Raw genomic sequence first — 14,263 nt, forward strand, 5'->3', positions numbered from 1 at the left:
ATGTCCGCACAGAATATTGTCAATATTACCGAAGCTAACCTACACCAGACGCTACAGCAGTCCGCGACAACGCCGGTGCTGTTCTATTTCTGGTCCGCGCGCAGCCAACATTGCGAGCAGCTGACGCCGGTGCTGGAGAGCCTCGCCGCCCAGTACAACGGCCTGTTTACCCTCGCTAAAGTTGACTGCGATGCCGAACAAATGCTGGCTTCGCAGTTTGGCCTGCGCGCAATCCCTACGGTTTACCTGTTCCAGAACGGTCAGCCGGTCGACGGCTTTGAAGGCCCGCAGCCGGAAGAAGCGGTGCGCGCGCTGCTGGATAAGTTCCTGCCGCGCGAAGAGGAGCTCAAAGCGCAGCAGGCGCTGGCGCTGATGGAGGAAGAGAACTACGCCGAAGCGCTGCCGCTGCTGAAAGACGCCTGGCAGCTGTCGAACCAGGAGAGCCAGATTGGCCTGCTGCTGGCGGAAACGCTGATTGCCCTCCACCGTTCCGATGAAGCGGAAACGGTGCTGAAAACCGTGCCGCTGCAGGATCAGGATACCCGCTATCAGGGACTGGTGGCGCAGATCGAGCTGCTGAAAAAAGCCGCCGACACGCCGGAAATTCAGCAGCTGCAGCAGCAGGTAGAGCAGAACCCGGAAGACGCGGCGCTGGCCTCCCAGCTGGCATTACAGCTGCATCAGGTTGGGCGTAACGAAGAGGCGCTGGCGCTGCTGTTCAGCCATCTGCAAAAAGATTTAGGCGCCGGAAACGGCGAGGTTCGCAAGCTGCTGCAGGAGATCCTCTCCGCCCTCGGCACCGGCGACGCGCTGGCCGCGAAGTACCGCCGCCAGCTCTACTCTCTGCTTTATTAATCGTAAAAAACCCGGCTCGCGCTGCGCTTAGCCGGGCTACAGATTCCCCGCCGTCTGCGGGACGGTAGCCCGGACAGGCGCGTTCAGCGCCGCCTCCGGGGAAAAAACTTACGCGCGTTTTTTCAGCTGCGTCACCACCAGCTGATGGCGAGCATTAAAGAACTTCAGGTAGGTCAGATACCCGGCGATAATCGTTGACAGGCTGGCGGTCGACAGCAGCATAAACGTCACCATAATCTGATACTTAATCGCTTTTACCGGATCAATCCCGGCGAAAATCAGCCCCGACATCATCCCCGGCAGGCTCACCAGCCCCACCGTTTTCGCCGAATCTACCGTCGGGATCAGCGCGGCGCGAATGCTATCGCGGATAAGCCTTGCGGAAGCCATCTTCGGCGTCGCGCCCAGGCTCAGCTTCTCCTGGATCTGCTGCTGCTCGCTGCTGAAACGCTGCCCCATGTTGTTGTAGCACAGCCCGACCGCCACCATCGCGTTACCGGCCACCATCCCGGCAATCGGAATCACCTGCATCGGCACAAACGCAATCGATCCGGAAAAAACCAGTACCGCCAGGGTTAACCCAGCGCCGGTGGTTATCGCGATAAACGAAGAAACAAAGGCTTTATCGATATATTTGCTGCGCTTTTTCGCATTCCACGCCGCGTTAAAGCAGATAAACAGCACCATCAGCAGCGTCAGCACGGCGTGATTAACGTTAAAGATATATTTCAGCACATAGCCGACGATAATCAGTTGCACAATCGCCCGGCAGATACTCCAGATAATATCTTTTTCCAGCGCCAGCTTTTCCCGGTAGCTGACCACGATCGCCACCAGCACCAGAACCATGGAGAGCGCCAGCGATTCGTTAGTAATATTATGCCCGTTCATTTTTTTTCTCCTCCTGCGCTTTTCCGCCGGCAGGCTTTAGGGTAATCACTTCATCCGCATGGGCAATTTCATTGCTATCGTGAGTGACCCACAGAACGGCGATATTTTTTTCGGTTGTGTAGCGATGGATAATCTCATTCACGTTTTTTTTATTGCTCTCGTCCAGCGCGCTGGTAATTTCATCGAGCAGCAGCACCTGCGGTAAAAACTGCAGATTGCGAATCAACGAAACGCGCTGCTTTTCCCCGCCCGAAAGTTCATTGATTGACTTTTCCAGCGTATTCTCCGCCAGCCCGAAGCGCAGCAGATCGGCGACCAGCGCGTTGGGATCCGGCTGTTGATGACGGATCTGCCACGGGAAGACCAGGTTGTCATACACTGAATCGCCGAACAGCGCCGGGGTTTGCGCGCAGTAGGAAACCTGCTGACGATAGGTTTCCGGCGTTAAGTCATTAATGTTTTTACCGGCGAAGAAAATGCTTCCCGCGGTGGGGCTCAGCAGCGAAGCGATTATTTTTAATAACGTGCTTTTTCCGCAGCCGGAAGGGCCGGTAATCAGCTTAAATTCCCCTGCCCTGAGCTGAAAACTCATCTCATTAAGGATGGTCACTCCATCGGCCTGAAAACCCACATTGTCCAGGCGCAAAATAGCGTTACTTTCGGTCATTATTATTCCCAGTTTTTCGACAACGCCTCTAGTTTACTCCACTTTTCTTTCACCCGGATGCGCGGAAAGATATACTCTGGTTAAACGCGCGCCACTCTCCCGGCGCATCAACAGGCAACAAGACAGGAGGTTTTTGATGCTGATTTTTATCCCCATTCTTATTTTCGTCGCGCTGGTTATCGTCGGAGCGGCGGTAAAAATCGTTCCTCAGGGCTACCAGTGGACGGTAGAGCGCTTTGGCCGCTATACGCAAACGCTGCAGCCGGGGATGAGCCTGGTGGTGCCCTTTATGGATCGTATCGGGCGCAAAATTAATATGATGGAGCAGGTGCTCGATATCCCTTCGCAGGAGGTGATTTCGCGCGATAACGCCAACGTCACCATTGATGCGGTGTGCTTTATTCAGGTTATCGACGCGCCGAAAGCCGCCTATGAAGTCAGCAACCTCGAGCTGGCGATTATCAACCTGACCATGACCAACATTCGTACCGTGCTGGGCTCCATGGAGCTGGACGAAATGCTCTCCCAGCGCGACAGCATCAACACCCGCCTGCTGCATATTGTCGATGAAGCGACCAACCCGTGGGGCATCAAAATCACCCGCGTTGAGATCCGCGACGTACGCCCGCCGGCGGAGCTTATCGCCTCAATGAACGCCCAGATGAAAGCCGAGCGCACCAAGCGCGCCTATATTCTTGAGGCCGAAGGGATACGTCAGGCGGAAATTTTAAAAGCCGAGGGCGAGAAGCAGTCGCAGATCCTCAAAGCCGAAGGCGAGCGTCAGTCGGCGTTTTTACAGGCAGAGGCGCGCGAACGTTCCGCGGAAGCGGAAGCGCGCGCTACGCAGATGGTCTCATCCGCTATCGCTTCCGGCGACATTCAGGCCATCAACTACTTTGTCGCGCAGAAATATACCGATGCGCTGCAGCAAATTGGCGCGGCCAATAACAGCAAAGTGGTGCTGATGCCGCTCGATGCCAGCAGCCTGATGGGCTCCATCGCCGGGATCGGCGAGCTGCTTAAAGAAGGCGCTGGCGCGCAGAAAAAATCATGATCGCGCTGATTCTCGCCCACCCGCATATTTTCTGGCTCAGCCTCGGCGGGCTGCTGCTGGCGGCGGAAATGCTCGGCGGCAACGGTTATCTGCTGTGGAGCGGCATTGCCGGCGTCGTAACCGGGCTGCTGGTCTGGATGCTGCCGTTGAGCTGGGAGTGGCAGGGTACGCTGTTTGCCGTCCTGACTCTGCTGGCGGCCTGGCTGTGGTCGCGCTGGCTGCGTAACCGCGTTAAGCGCCAGAAGCCGGCGGACGCTCAGCTTAATCAGCGCGGGCAGCAGCTGCTTGGCCGCCGCTTTACGCTGGAAACGGCGCTGGTTAACGGCCGCGGACACGTCCGCGTGGGCGACAGTTCATGGCCGGTTATTGCCGATGACGACCTCGCGGCGGGCAGCAAGGTTGAAGTGGTCTCCGTCGAGGGGATTACGCTGCGGATCAGGGAGCTCCCTAACGGCCGCTAGGCCTGCACCTTGCGGTGACAGCAGCCCGAGAGATTATCGATGATCGGGCAGTCCGCGCTGTCATCGCCGGGACAGGAGTCCGCCAGCGCCAGCAGCTGTGCACGCATGCCCTGCAGCTCGCTGATGTGGCGCTCAATCTCCGCGACTTTCTCCAGCGTCCGGCGTTTCACGTCGGCGCTGTGCCGCGAGGGATCGTTGAACAGGAATATCAGCTCGCGACACTCTTCCAGATTAAACCCCACCTGGCGCGCCTGGCGCAGCAGGGTCAGTTCATCCAGATGCTGCTGGCTGTAGCTGCGGTAGCCGTTTTCGCTACGCAGCGGCGGCGTCACCAGCCCCTTCTCCTCGTAAAAACGGATCGCTTTGCTGGTTAAGCCGGTCTTTTTCGCCACATCGCTAATATTCATCTTTCCCCCTTGACCTTCCCCTTGCTGGAAGGTTTAACCTTGTTAATACTCGATGAAAGAGTGTGTTCGGTCAATCATTAACCGGAAATTTATTCAGGAGTTATGTATGTCTACCACTATCGACCTCGCGCTTGATGGCCTCTCCTGCGGCCACTGCGTTAAACGGGTGAAAGAGAGCCTGGAGCAGCGTCCCGACGTTGAGCAGGCGGAAGTTACCGTTACCGAAGCCCACGTCACGGGCAGCGCCAGCGCGGAAGCGCTGATTGAGACCATTAAACAAGCCGGATACGGCGCGGAGCTCAGCCACCCAAAGGCTAAACCGCTGGCAGAATCATCAATCCCGCCGGAAGCGCTGACAGCGGCCACCTCTGAGCTTCCGGCAGCCCGTGACGAAGATGACAGCCAGCAGCTGTTAATCAACGGCATGAGCTGCGCCAGCTGCGTATCCCGGGTACAACACGCGCTCGCCGCGGTGCCGGGCGTCTCGCAGGCGCGGGTCAACCTGGCGGAACGCACTGCGCTGGTGATGGGCAGCGCGTCCGCCGCAGAATTAGTCCAGGCCGTAGAGAAAGCGGGCTACGGCGCGGAAGCTATCGAAGACGACCTCGAACGCCGCGAGCGCCAGCAGGAAACCGCCGTCGCCACAATGAAGCGCTTCCGCTGGCAGGCTATCGTCGCCCTGCTGGTAGGTATCCCGGTCATGGGCTGGGGAATGATCGGCGACAATATGATGGTCAGCGATGATAACCGCGCCCTGTGGCTGGCTATCGGTGTTGTCACCCTGGCGGTGATGGTCTTTGCCGGCGGCCATTTCTACCGCAGCGCGTGGAAAAGCCTGAAAAACGGCACCGCGACCATGGATACTCTGGTGGCGCTGGGTACCGGCGTCGCCTGGCTCTATTCAATGAGCGTCAACCTGTGGCCGCAGTGGTTTCCGATGGAAGCCCGCCACCTTTATTATGAAGCCAGCGCGATGATTATCGGTCTGATTAACCTCGGCCATATGCTGGAAGCCCGCGCGCGCCAGCGCTCTTCGAAAGCGCTGGAAAAACTGCTCGATTTAACCCCGCCGTCAGCGAGGGTGGTCACCGAGGAAGGCGAAAAAGATCTGCCGCTGGCTGAGGTTCAGGCGGGAATGGTCCTGCGTCTGACCACCGGAGATCGCGTACCGGTCGACGGCGTCATTAGCCAGGGCGAAGCCTGGTTCGATGAAGCGATGCTCACCGGCGAGCCGGTGCCGCAGCAAAAAGGCGACGGTGACGCCGTTCATGCCGGGACCGTAGTGCAGGACGGCAGCGTACTGTTTACCGCCAGCGCCGTCGGCAGTCAAACCACCCTGGCGCGCATTATCCGCATGGTGCGCCAGGCGCAGAGCAGTAAACCTGAAATCGGCCAGCTGGCGGACAAAATCTCCGCCGTGTTCGTCCCGGCGGTTGTGGCGATAGCCCTGTTCAGCGCCGCGATCTGGTACTTTTTTGGCCCGGCGCCGCAAATTGTCTATACCCTGGTGATCGCCACCACGGTGCTGATTATCGCCTGTCCGTGCGCCCTGGGGCTGGCAACGCCGATGTCGATTATCTCCGGCGTGGGCCGCGCGGCGGAGTACGGCGTACTGGTGCGCGACGCCGATGCGCTGCAGCGCGCCAGCACTCTCGATACGCTGGTCTTTGATAAAACCGGTACCCTGACCGAGGGTAAACCGCAGGTGGTGGCGATAAAAACCTTTACCGCCATGGATGAGTCCACCGCTCTGCGTCTGGCGGCGTCTCTGGAGCAAGGTTCCAGCCACCCGCTGGCGCGCGCCATTCTCGACAAAGCCGCGGACCAACGCCTGCCTGCGGTAGAAAACTTCCGCACGCTGCGCGGGCTGGGGGTCAGCGGCGAAGCCGAAGGCCGCCGTCTGCTGCTCGGCAACCAGGCGCTGCTTAATGAGCACAAGATTGCAACGGCTGAAATAGAAGACGACATGACCGCCCAGGCGTCACAGGGTGCCACGCCGGTGCTGCTGGCGGTAGATGGTCAGGCGGCGGCGCTGTTCGCCATCCGCGATCCGCTGCGCGAAGATAGCGTGGCGGCATTAGCCAGGCTGCACCGCCAGGGCTATCGTCTGGTGATGCTGACCGGAGATAACCCCACCACCGCCAAAGCTATCGCCAAAGAGGCGGGCATTGATGAGGTGATTGCCGGGGTGCTGCCGGACGGGAAAGCCGATGCGATTAAGCGCCTGCAAAGCGAAGGGCATCAGGTGGCGATGATCGGCGACGGTATCAACGATGCGCCCGCGCTGGCGCAGGCCGATGTGGGGATCGCCATGGGCGGCGGCAGCGATGTCGCCATTGAGACGGCGGCGATTACCCTGATGCGCCATAGCCTGAACGGCGTTGCCGATGCGCTGGACATCGCCAAAGCCACGCTGCGTAATATGAAGCAGAACCTGCTGGGGGCATTTGTTTATAACTCGCTGGGCATTCCGATTGCCGCCGGGATCCTGTGGCCGCTGACCGGCACGCTGCTCAACCCGGTGGTGGCGGGCGCGGCCATGGCGCTCTCTTCGATTACCGTTGTGAGCAACGCCAACCGCCTGCTGCGCTATAAGCCCAAAGCATAAGGCAGCCTCTGGCGAGGGCGAAAACAGGCTTCCCCTCGCCCCCTTCGGGAGAGGGGAAGCCTCAGCCGATTTATCTATTCGAACTCGCGGCCAGGATGCGGAACCGGATAATCAAAATCAACCTTGATCGGCGCCGCATAGCGGCTATTCCACAGCTGGCTGTAAAGCGCGTCCACGCGCGCGGCCATCGACGCATTATTCAGCACCAGCTCAAGGTTGCGTGAGTTATCGAAATAGCCTCCGCTCCAGTTGCTGGTTCCGACCCACGCCGTCGTACCATCGATGGTCATCAGCTTACTGTGTACCACCCTGGCAAAGGGGATAAACCCTCGGCTGGCGGGAGGTATGGTCACCACTTTTAGCTGAACGTTTGGCACCAGAGAGAGACTCTTCAGCCAGAATACCTCCGGCTTTTTCAGGTTCCAGTTCGCCACCATCAGCTCCACCTGTACGCCGCGGGCCGCCGCGCTGCGCAGGGCGTTATCAATGGGCGCATAAAAGGGCCGGCTCCCCTTTTCTCCCCACGCCAGCGGCGCATAGTCCATCACCTGCACCCGGATCCGCGATTTGGCGCTCGCCAGCAGCCGCGGCAGCGCCACCTGCGAATCAATCACCCCGCCCGGGTTATAATCGCGCGGGCTGGCAACCAGATAATTGCCCTGCGGGGCCGACGCTACCGCCTGCCTCGCCGGCTTCGGTACCGGCTTACTCTCCGCCAGCAGAGCTTGCGCCTGCCAGTCCTGATCGAAAATAGCCTGAATCTGCTGCACCGTTTGCGGATCGCTGATGCGCAGACCGGTCTCCTGGATCTGTTCCAGCGCGCGCCAGTCAAAATTCTGGCTACCGACAAAAGCCTCTTTGCCATCCACCAGCAGATACTTGGCGTGAACAATACCGCCGGTCAGCCGATGGAACGGAATCACCCGCAGCTCCAGGTTGGGGATAGCTTTCAGGGCCGTCAGCGTTTCCGGCGTTGAAAGGCCCACGCCCTTCTCCTCCATCAGAAAACGAATTTTTACTCCACGCTCCCCGGCGGCCCGCAGACGTGCCAGAACCCCATCCAGCAGAGAGCCTTTTTCATTCGCCACGTAAAACTGCGCCAGATCGATATGGCTGCGCGCCGCATCGAACATCTGCTGCCAGACTTCGGCGGCATGACGTAAATCGTTATCCTGTAAGGTGGTTTCCTGCGGCGCGTTATACACCAGCTCGTAGCCGGGTATAGAGAACGCCGCCCATACCGGCTGGCTTAACAGCATCCAGCTCCCCGCCAGTGCGCTCATCAGGCGGCCTGCCGGCCACCCGCATTGACCATGTTCAGGCATAGCGCTGCGCCTCGTGGCCTTCCCAGCGTTTGCCGCCCTGCTCCGGACGGCTGACCGGGCTGCCGGCGCGGATCAGCAGCACCTTCAGCAGTTCGTTGATTCGCTCCATGCGGCTTTGCAAATAGTTATTGCCCACCAGGCACAGCAGCGCAATAGCAATGCCCAGGCCGGTGGCATACAGGGCGGTCCCCATACCCGCAGAAACCATGCTGGCATCGGAGACGCCTGAGGCGGAAAGGGCCTTAAAGGTATCCATAATACCGAGGATCGTCCCCAGCAGGCCCAGCAGCGGCGCGGCGGTGACAACGGTTTCAAGCATCCACAGCCCACGCGACATCTGCGGTTTGCTGAGCAGATACTGAGCGTCGATCAGATCGCTCATCGCCTCACGGTCTTCCGCCGTCTGCTTTTTCTCCAGCACCGGCAGAATGAGGGTCAGCGGGAGGCTACTGCGGCCGGTCAGCGATTCCGGCAGATCCGACGCGCGGCGAACGTCCGGCGTCAGCGCCTTTTCAAAGCGCAAAGCCTGACGCTGGGCCCACGAAAAATAGAGGCCGCGTTCAACCAGTATCACCACGGCGATCGCCAGCGCGGCGTACATAACGTAGAAAATAATATCGTGAATCAGATTGGCATCCATCAGAGTGCCCTCCGGTTAATTAAAAGGTTGCTTCCAGCGAGACGCTAAAGGTGCGCTCTTCGCCAACGTTGTAGTACGGGGTACTGGCCTTCACGCCGTCGTAAGCCGCCGCGTTAAAAGTCGTCGAGCGGACGGAGGTCAGGTACTGTTTATCGAACAGGTTATCGATGCCAAAGCGCAGGGTGGCGCTTTTGACAATCTTTTTATCCACCGGCAGATGCACGCCCGCGGCGACATCAAAGACCGTGCGCCCGCCGATTTTTTCGTCGTTGGTCAAATCGCCGTAGAACGAACTGACGTATTTGCCGCCGAAGCTGCCGTAGTAGAGACCATCGTCATAGCCCAGCGACGCGTTAAGCATGTTTTTCGGTACGTTTGGCACCGTTTTGCCCGCCGTTGGCAGCGGATGTCCGCCGTTGCTCACAATGTCGTCTTTTTGTTCGGAATGGGTGTAGGTATAAGAGGTGTAGTAGTTGAAGTTGTACGGCAGCTTACCGCTCCACTCCAGCTCCAGACCTTTACTCTCCACGCTGCCGATGTTCATCATTTCGTAGTCACCATCCGCATTGGTGGTCGAAATCTGCCGGTCGGTATAGCGCATATAGAAGAGCGTCGCGCTCAGCAGCATATCTTCGCGCTGAAAACGCCAGCCCAGCTCGTGGTTCCAGCTCAGCTCAGGTTTGGTGCTGATCGAATCGCCGACGTTGTAGAGTACGTAGTTGGGTGGCGTACGCATGTTGCGCGTCAGGTTATAGAACAGCTGATTTTCGCTATCCGGCTTATAGCTGATGCTAAAGTTCGGCAGGAATTCATGGTAGGTCGCCTGGCGTTTTTCCGCAGCGCTATACAGGCTGCCTTTATTATCGCCTTTACGTTCAACATACTGATAAGCCAGCCCGCCCACCAGCGTCCAGTCCGGCGTCACGAACCAGCTGTCCTGAAGCCATACTTTGTGCGCAGGAGTCACCGTGTACTGGTTACGCCCCTGTACCGTATTGCCGTTCGCATCTTTAACCTGATCGGAACCGCCCGGTTTGCCGGAAACGTTCGCCGGGTTGCCATCGTCCTGAATGCTAATAAACGGCTGGGTCTGCGACTGACGCGCGCGCTCGTACCAGTAGCCAATATCCAGGCTGTGTTCGTCGTTAATATCCCACTTCAATTTCGTGGTAACGCCCGGCCGCCAGGTCTGGGTCCACGAAGGCCGGTAATAGGTATTAGAAGTCAGGTTGCTGAGATCGTACTGTCCGGCGGTATCAGACGTATTGGACAGCACCGAGGCCGTTTGTCCGGTAAAGCTGCCGCCGTTACCCCAGTAGTAATAGGGCTGAACGGTCAACGCGAGGTTATCGCGCAGCTGTAAGCGCTGGGCAAAAGAGAGGGTGAAGGTTTCAAACGGATTACGGTTCAGCTTGTAATATTTGCTCAGTTGACCTTTGCTGTTGTAGACCGGGGTGGTCGAGTAGTCCTGACGCGGGTCTTCTTCGAACTGCGCTTTACTCAGGGTGTTATAGTTGCTGTTATCCTGACGGTTATACTTCATGATCAGGTTGCTGCTGTTGCCGTTGCCATCCTCGTACAGCGAGTTCATTTCGAACTTATCGGAATAATTACGCCCCTCCCCGCGCCATTTTTTGGCTTCAGTATGCGAGTACGAGAGCCAGTTGCTAAAACCGTTGTACTCCCCGGTCTCCAGACGAGCGAAAGTTTTGCTGAGGTTATGGCTGCCGAGCGTTTGTTTGACGAAGCCGCCAAACTCCTTTGAGGGACGCTTTGTCACAAGGCCAATATTACCGCCGCTGGAACCAATATGCGGGCCGTCAGCCTCGGAAGAGCCCTGGGTGACAAAGATCTGCTCAAGGTTTTCCGCGTCGCCCAGCAGGTTGGGGTAGACCGCATAGTTGCCCGAGTCGTTAATCGGGATGCCGTCCATCGACAGGCCGATCTGATCCGAGTTCATCCCGCGCATGGTGTAGTCGATACCGCTCAGGCCGCTGGCGTCATTGCTGTTGACGTTCATTCCCGGCGTATATTTCAGCATGTCGATAGCGTTGCTGGCGCCGGGGGCTTTTTCCATCGCCTCTTTGGTCAGGGTGGAACGCGCTTTGCCGCTGTCTTCCTGCACCATCAGACCGCCGCCGAGCGATTGCCCCTTAACGTTAATCTCCCCCACGTCGCTGCTTTCCGCCGCCAGTGAGGCCCCCGATAACAGGGCCGACACCACGGCTAACGCAATCCCAGAATAATTAAAGTTTTTCATTTCTTTTCCTGTAAAAACAAATGATTAATTAGGCTTATGGCGCCTGGTAATTAAACGTCGCGGTAAATTTTTTGCTGCTTTGTCCGGCAAAAGCCTCTTCAGGAAAGGGCTTCAGCTGGCTGATGCTTTGCAGGGAACTAAGCGCAGCGCGATTGAGCAGCATGTTCGGCGCCCTGCTGGCAATACCGGAAGCCAGCACTCTGCCGCTGCGGTCAACCTCCAGCCAGACCTCCACGTTGCCCTGCGGACGTTCCAGCGAAGCCTGACGGCCGCTCGGGTAGCGCTTGCGCTGCTCCAGCTCCCGGCGCAGCGCCTGCAGATAGCCGTTTTCCACCGCCTGCGCGTTCGCCTTCGGCGCCGGGGGAGAAGGCGGCGGGGCCGGTTTACTCACCGGACTACGAACGGCGGCGGGCTGCGGAGCCGCGATCGCCTGCGGTTTCGGCGCTTTTTCCTTCACAACCGGTTTGGGCCTGGGTTTGGCTTTCGGTTTAACAACCGGTTTGGCCTGGATAATGGGTTCTGGCGCAGAAACGACGGGTTCAGCGACCGCCTCCGGTTCCGGCTCAGGTTGAATTTGCGGCGGTATTTCCGGCTGCGGTTCCGGGACAGGCTCCGGCTGCGGCGGTTCGGGTTCAGCCAGCGACAGTTCCATGACCGTATCGTCGTAATGCGGTTTGACCTGCAGCACTGCCTGCTGGCTGACAAACAGTAAACATCCGGCGACGACAAGGGCGGGTAGCCAGCTAACAACGTGACGTGAGCGATAAAGCAGATACATATCACTGCTTCCGTGTGGCAATGGAAATGGAGAAGAAACCACCCTGACGCAGGGTATCCATCACGGCGATCAGGCGTTCCACCGCAACCTCTTTATCGCTGTTCACGATAATGGTGGTGGTTTGGTTTTCCTGCTGCTGTTGCTTCAGGGTATTGACCAGCGCATTCAGGGGCAGCGGCTGGCCATCAAGCTGCAGCTGGTCGCCGGCGCCGAGGGTGATAATGGCTTTTTTTTGCGGTTTAAGCTGTTGGGCGCTGCCGGCCGACGGCAGCTGCGTTTTCAAGCCCAGAGCCGGGATCACATTCAGGCTAATCAGGACAAAGAAAACCAGTAGAAACATCATCACATCGATCATCGGGATCAGCTCGATATGGGCTTTATTCTTTTTAGGCTCACTCCAGTTACGCATGTCACTCCCCCCAAAAATTGAAGGGGCCAATATAGAAGCGTTTTGTTTATTTTTTGTTACAGATTTTTTATTTTATTATCACAACAGAGGAATATTTGAGAAAAAAACACCATAGTCATTCACGTTATAAATAGCCATTCCATTGTTTTTTAAGTGATAATTAATTTCAAAACGCCATTACAGAAATGACGAAAAAGAGAACATCAAATTTTTTTGTTATTTTCGTGACATTGCAAAACGCCTCTTCCGTCGCGCACGTTGAGTCCCCTTGCGCCCCAGCCCCCCGCGCGCTAGCATGGCTTCCTCACACTACGGAGCACGTATGGGCCTGTTAAACCGAATAAAAATGCTGTGGCAAGCCGCCGTCGGCTCGTCTTATTCCTGGCCCGCGCTGGATATCACGCTTCCCGGCGAGCGCTATCTGCACCTGGTCGGCAGTATTCATATGGGCACCCGCGACATGTCGCCGCCGCCCGCCAGGTTATTAAAAAAGATCCGCCAGGCCGATGCGCTGATTGTGGAAGCGGATATTAGCGGCAGCGAAACGCCGTTCAGCAACCTCCCCTCCTGTCCGCCGCTGGCGGAACGCCTGAGCGCCTCCCTGCTTGCTGAACTGCAAGAGCGGGCGGGAGAAATGGGGCTGTCCATCGCGCTGTTCGACAGCCAGCCGCTGTGGCAGGTGGCGATGGTATTGCAGGCGACACAGGCGCAAAAACTGGGCCTAAGGGCGGATTACGGCATTGATTATCAACTGCTGATGGCGGCGCGCGAGAGCAATATCCGCGTGATGGAGCTGGAGGGAGCCGACAGCCAGATAGCGCTGCTGCGGGATCTGCCCGACGGCGGCCTGGCGCTGCTGGAGGATACCCTCACCCACTGGCGCACGAATGCGCGTCTGCTGCAGGTGATGATCGGCTGGTGGCTGGAGCAGCCGCCGTCAACGGGCGCAACCTCGCTGCCGACAACGTTTAGCCAGTCGCTGTATGATGTGCTGATGCATCAGCGCAATCTCGCCTGGCGCGAAACGCTGCTGGCGCTGCCGCCGGGGCGCTACGTGGTTGCCGTAGGGGCGCTTCATTTGTACGGGGAAGGAAATCTGCCGGACATGCTGACGTAAAAAAATGGCCAATATTGCTATTGGCCCGTCAAAGAGGAATTTCATCATTATTATTATTCCGGGGTTCGCGCCCCGGATCGTCTGATTGTCGCTCAAAGTGACCATCACTGCCAATACTATTGCGCAAGATGATACTATTTTTTAGACAGCCGTCGGGCGTATGCTTATGTCACATTAAATCGGTTGGTAAGAAGGATAACGATGACTCCCGCCGTAAAATTACTCGAAAAAAACAAAATTAGTTTTCACATTCACAGCTACGATCACGATCCGAACGAAACCAATTTTGGCGATGAGGTGGTGCGTAAGCTGGGGCTCAACGCGGACCAGGTCTATAAAACGCTGCTGGTCGCCGTCAACGGCGACATGAAGCATCTGGCCGTCGCGGTGACGCCGGTAGCGGGTCAGCTGGATTTGAAAAAGGTGGCGAGGGCTTTAGGCGCTAAGAAAGTCGATATGGCAGACCCGATGGTCGCACAGCGGGTCACCGGCTATCTGGTGGGCGGGATCAGCCCGCTTGGACAGAAAAAACGCCTGCCGACGGTGATTGACGCGCCGGCCCAGTCGTTTGCCACCATCTATATTTCCGGCGGCAAACGCGGGCTGGATATTGAGCTGGCGGCCAGCGATCTGGCGAAGATCCTTGAGGCAAAATTCGCCGATATCGCGCGTCGCGATTAATTGACGGTTTTTCGTCTGAGGACACTCCCGGAGGCGGCGCTGACGCGCCTTGTCCGGGCTATAAAATCCAAAACCGCTCAGACCTGTCGCCCCGGTAAGCGCAGCGCCAC

Annotated in this window: 14 protein-coding genes; 6 read left to right on the forward strand and 8 right to left on the reverse strand. The window is 57.8% G+C overall.

Annotated features, from left to right (window positions below; translation table 11 throughout):
* Entirely contained in the window at positions 1 to 855 is an 855-nt protein-coding gene (locus ABLU96_RS00820) for a co-chaperone YbbN (protein ID WP_014228228.1), read from the forward strand.
* A gap of 108 nt (positions 856 to 963) precedes the next feature.
* Here the strand turns inward: ABLU96_RS00820 and fetB are convergent, their stop codons facing one another.
* Positions 964 to 1,746, reverse strand: a complete 783-nt coding sequence (fetB, locus tag ABLU96_RS00825) for an iron export ABC transporter permease subunit FetB (protein WP_004129987.1) — start codon at positions 1,744 to 1,746, stop codon at positions 964 to 966.
* Positions 1,733 to 2,413, reverse strand: coding sequence for an iron ABC transporter ATP-binding protein FetA (gene fetA / locus ABLU96_RS00830; RefSeq protein ID WP_004848402.1), 681 nt, complete (start codon positions 2,411 to 2,413; stop codon positions 1,733 to 1,735). Before fetA ends, fetB begins: the two co-directional genes overlap by 14 nt.
* Before the next feature lie 136 nt (positions 2,414 to 2,549).
* On the opposite strand from fetA, the gene ABLU96_RS00835 reads away from it, so the two are divergent.
* Together ABLU96_RS00835 and ABLU96_RS00840 are read left to right on the forward strand one after the other, a co-directional pair.
* Entirely contained in the window at positions 2,550 to 3,467 is a 918-nt protein-coding gene (locus ABLU96_RS00835; protein ID WP_004129981.1) for an SPFH domain-containing protein, read from the forward strand.
* Positions 3,464 to 3,928: an NfeD family protein gene (locus ABLU96_RS00840; RefSeq protein WP_064358005.1), complete on the forward strand. Its 465-nt coding sequence runs from the start codon at positions 3,464 to 3,466 to the stop codon at positions 3,926 to 3,928. Before ABLU96_RS00835 ends, ABLU96_RS00840 begins: the two co-directional genes overlap by 4 nt.
* On the opposite strand, the gene cueR is transcribed toward ABLU96_RS00840, so the two are convergent.
* Positions 3,925 to 4,335, reverse strand: a complete 411-nt coding sequence (gene cueR / locus ABLU96_RS00845) for a Cu(I)-responsive transcriptional regulator (protein ID WP_032727891.1) — start codon at positions 4,333 to 4,335, stop codon at positions 3,925 to 3,927. The genes ABLU96_RS00840 and cueR overlap by 4 nt on opposite strands.
* Before the next feature lie 106 nt (positions 4,336 to 4,441).
* Between cueR and copA the strand changes: the two genes are divergently transcribed.
* Positions 4,442 to 6,943, forward strand: coding sequence for a copper-exporting P-type ATPase CopA (gene copA, locus ABLU96_RS00850; RefSeq protein ID WP_064405072.1), 2,502 nt, complete (start codon positions 4,442 to 4,444; stop codon positions 6,941 to 6,943).
* 74 nt (positions 6,944 to 7,017) lie between these two features.
* Here the strand turns inward: copA and ABLU96_RS00855 are convergent, their stop codons facing one another.
* Genes ABLU96_RS00855 through ABLU96_RS00875 form a run of 5 tightly spaced genes read right to left on the reverse strand, consistent with a single transcriptional unit; the run spans position 7,018 to position 12,355 of the window.
* On the reverse strand, positions 7,018 to 8,268 hold the full coding sequence (locus tag ABLU96_RS00855) for a phospholipase D-like domain-containing protein (RefSeq protein ID WP_025107135.1): 1,251 nt from the start codon (positions 8,266 to 8,268) through the stop codon (positions 7,018 to 7,020).
* Entirely contained in the window at positions 8,261 to 8,908 is a 648-nt protein-coding gene (locus ABLU96_RS00860) for a MotA/TolQ/ExbB proton channel family protein (protein ID WP_004137930.1), read from the reverse strand. Before ABLU96_RS00860 ends, ABLU96_RS00855 begins: the two co-directional genes overlap by 8 nt.
* A 19-nt stretch (positions 8,909 to 8,927) precedes the next feature.
* Positions 8,928 to 11,168: a TonB-dependent receptor gene (locus ABLU96_RS00865; RefSeq protein ID WP_004848383.1), complete on the reverse strand. Its 2,241-nt coding sequence runs from the start codon at positions 11,166 to 11,168 to the stop codon at positions 8,928 to 8,930.
* A gap of 34 nt (positions 11,169 to 11,202) precedes the next feature.
* Positions 11,203 to 11,946, reverse strand: a complete 744-nt coding sequence (locus tag ABLU96_RS00870; protein WP_025107136.1) for an energy transducer TonB — start codon at positions 11,944 to 11,946, stop codon at positions 11,203 to 11,205.
* A gap of 1 nt (position 11,947) precedes the next feature.
* The gene (locus ABLU96_RS00875; RefSeq protein WP_004848379.1) at positions 11,948 to 12,355 is read right to left on the reverse strand and encodes a biopolymer transporter ExbD; all 408 of its coding nucleotides are present in this window, start codon (positions 12,353 to 12,355) and stop codon (positions 11,948 to 11,950) included.
* Positions 12,356 to 12,677: 322 nt separating this feature from the next.
* On the opposite strand from ABLU96_RS00875, the gene ABLU96_RS00880 reads away from it, so the two are divergent.
* The gene (locus tag ABLU96_RS00880; RefSeq protein ID WP_014228217.1) at positions 12,678 to 13,472 is read left to right on the forward strand and encodes a TraB/GumN family protein; all 795 of its coding nucleotides are present in this window, start codon (positions 12,678 to 12,680) and stop codon (positions 13,470 to 13,472) included.
* 201 nt (positions 13,473 to 13,673) lie between these two features.
* Positions 13,674 to 14,153 carry a Cys-tRNA(Pro)/Cys-tRNA(Cys) deacylase YbaK gene (ybaK, locus tag ABLU96_RS00885; RefSeq protein WP_025107139.1) on the forward strand — a complete coding sequence of 160 codons (480 nt, stop codon included), beginning with the start codon at positions 13,674 to 13,676 and terminating at the stop codon, positions 14,151 to 14,153.
* The last annotated feature ends 110 nt before the right edge of the window (positions 14,154 to 14,263 follow it).

The organism is Klebsiella sp. CN_Kp106, assembly GCF_040064575.1.
GTDB lineage: Bacteria > Pseudomonadota > Gammaproteobacteria > Enterobacterales > Enterobacteriaceae > Klebsiella > Klebsiella michiganensis.

Coding starts and splice junctions, on each gene's coding strand:
- copA (WP_064405072.1), top strand. CDS start 4,442: ATGTCTACCACTATCGACCTCGCGCTTGATGGCCTCTCCTGCGGCCAC.
- ABLU96_RS00875 (WP_004848379.1), bottom strand. CDS start 12,355: ATGCGTAACTGGAGTGAGCCTAAAAAGAATAAAGCCCATATCGAGCTG.
- fetB (WP_004129987.1), bottom strand. CDS start 1,746: ATGAACGGGCATAATATTACTAACGAATCGCTGGCGCTCTCCATGGTT.
- fetA (WP_004848402.1), bottom strand. CDS start 2,413: ATGACCGAAAGTAACGCTATTTTGCGCCTGGACAATGTGGGTTTTCAG.
- ybaK (WP_025107139.1), top strand. CDS start 13,674: ATGACTCCCGCCGTAAAATTACTCGAAAAAAACAAAATTAGTTTTCAC.
- ABLU96_RS00820 (WP_014228228.1), top strand. CDS start 1: ATGTCCGCACAGAATATTGTCAATATTACCGAAGCTAACCTACACCAG.
- ABLU96_RS00840 (WP_064358005.1), top strand. CDS start 3,464: ATGATCGCGCTGATTCTCGCCCACCCGCATATTTTCTGGCTCAGCCTC.
- ABLU96_RS00880 (WP_014228217.1), top strand. CDS start 12,678: ATGGGCCTGTTAAACCGAATAAAAATGCTGTGGCAAGCCGCCGTCGGC.
- ABLU96_RS00860 (WP_004137930.1), bottom strand. CDS start 8,908: ATGGATGCCAATCTGATTCACGATATTATTTTCTACGTTATGTACGCC.
- ABLU96_RS00870 (WP_025107136.1), bottom strand. CDS start 11,946: ATGTATCTGCTTTATCGCTCACGTCACGTTGTTAGCTGGCTACCCGCC.
- ABLU96_RS00835 (WP_004129981.1), top strand. CDS start 2,550: ATGCTGATTTTTATCCCCATTCTTATTTTCGTCGCGCTGGTTATCGTC.
- ABLU96_RS00865 (WP_004848383.1), bottom strand. CDS start 11,168: ATGAAAAACTTTAATTATTCTGGGATTGCGTTAGCCGTGGTGTCGGCC.
- ABLU96_RS00855 (WP_025107135.1), bottom strand. CDS start 8,268: ATGCCTGAACATGGTCAATGCGGGTGGCCGGCAGGCCGCCTGATGAGC.
- cueR (WP_032727891.1), bottom strand. CDS start 4,335: ATGAATATTAGCGATGTGGCGAAAAAGACCGGCTTAACCAGCAAAGCG.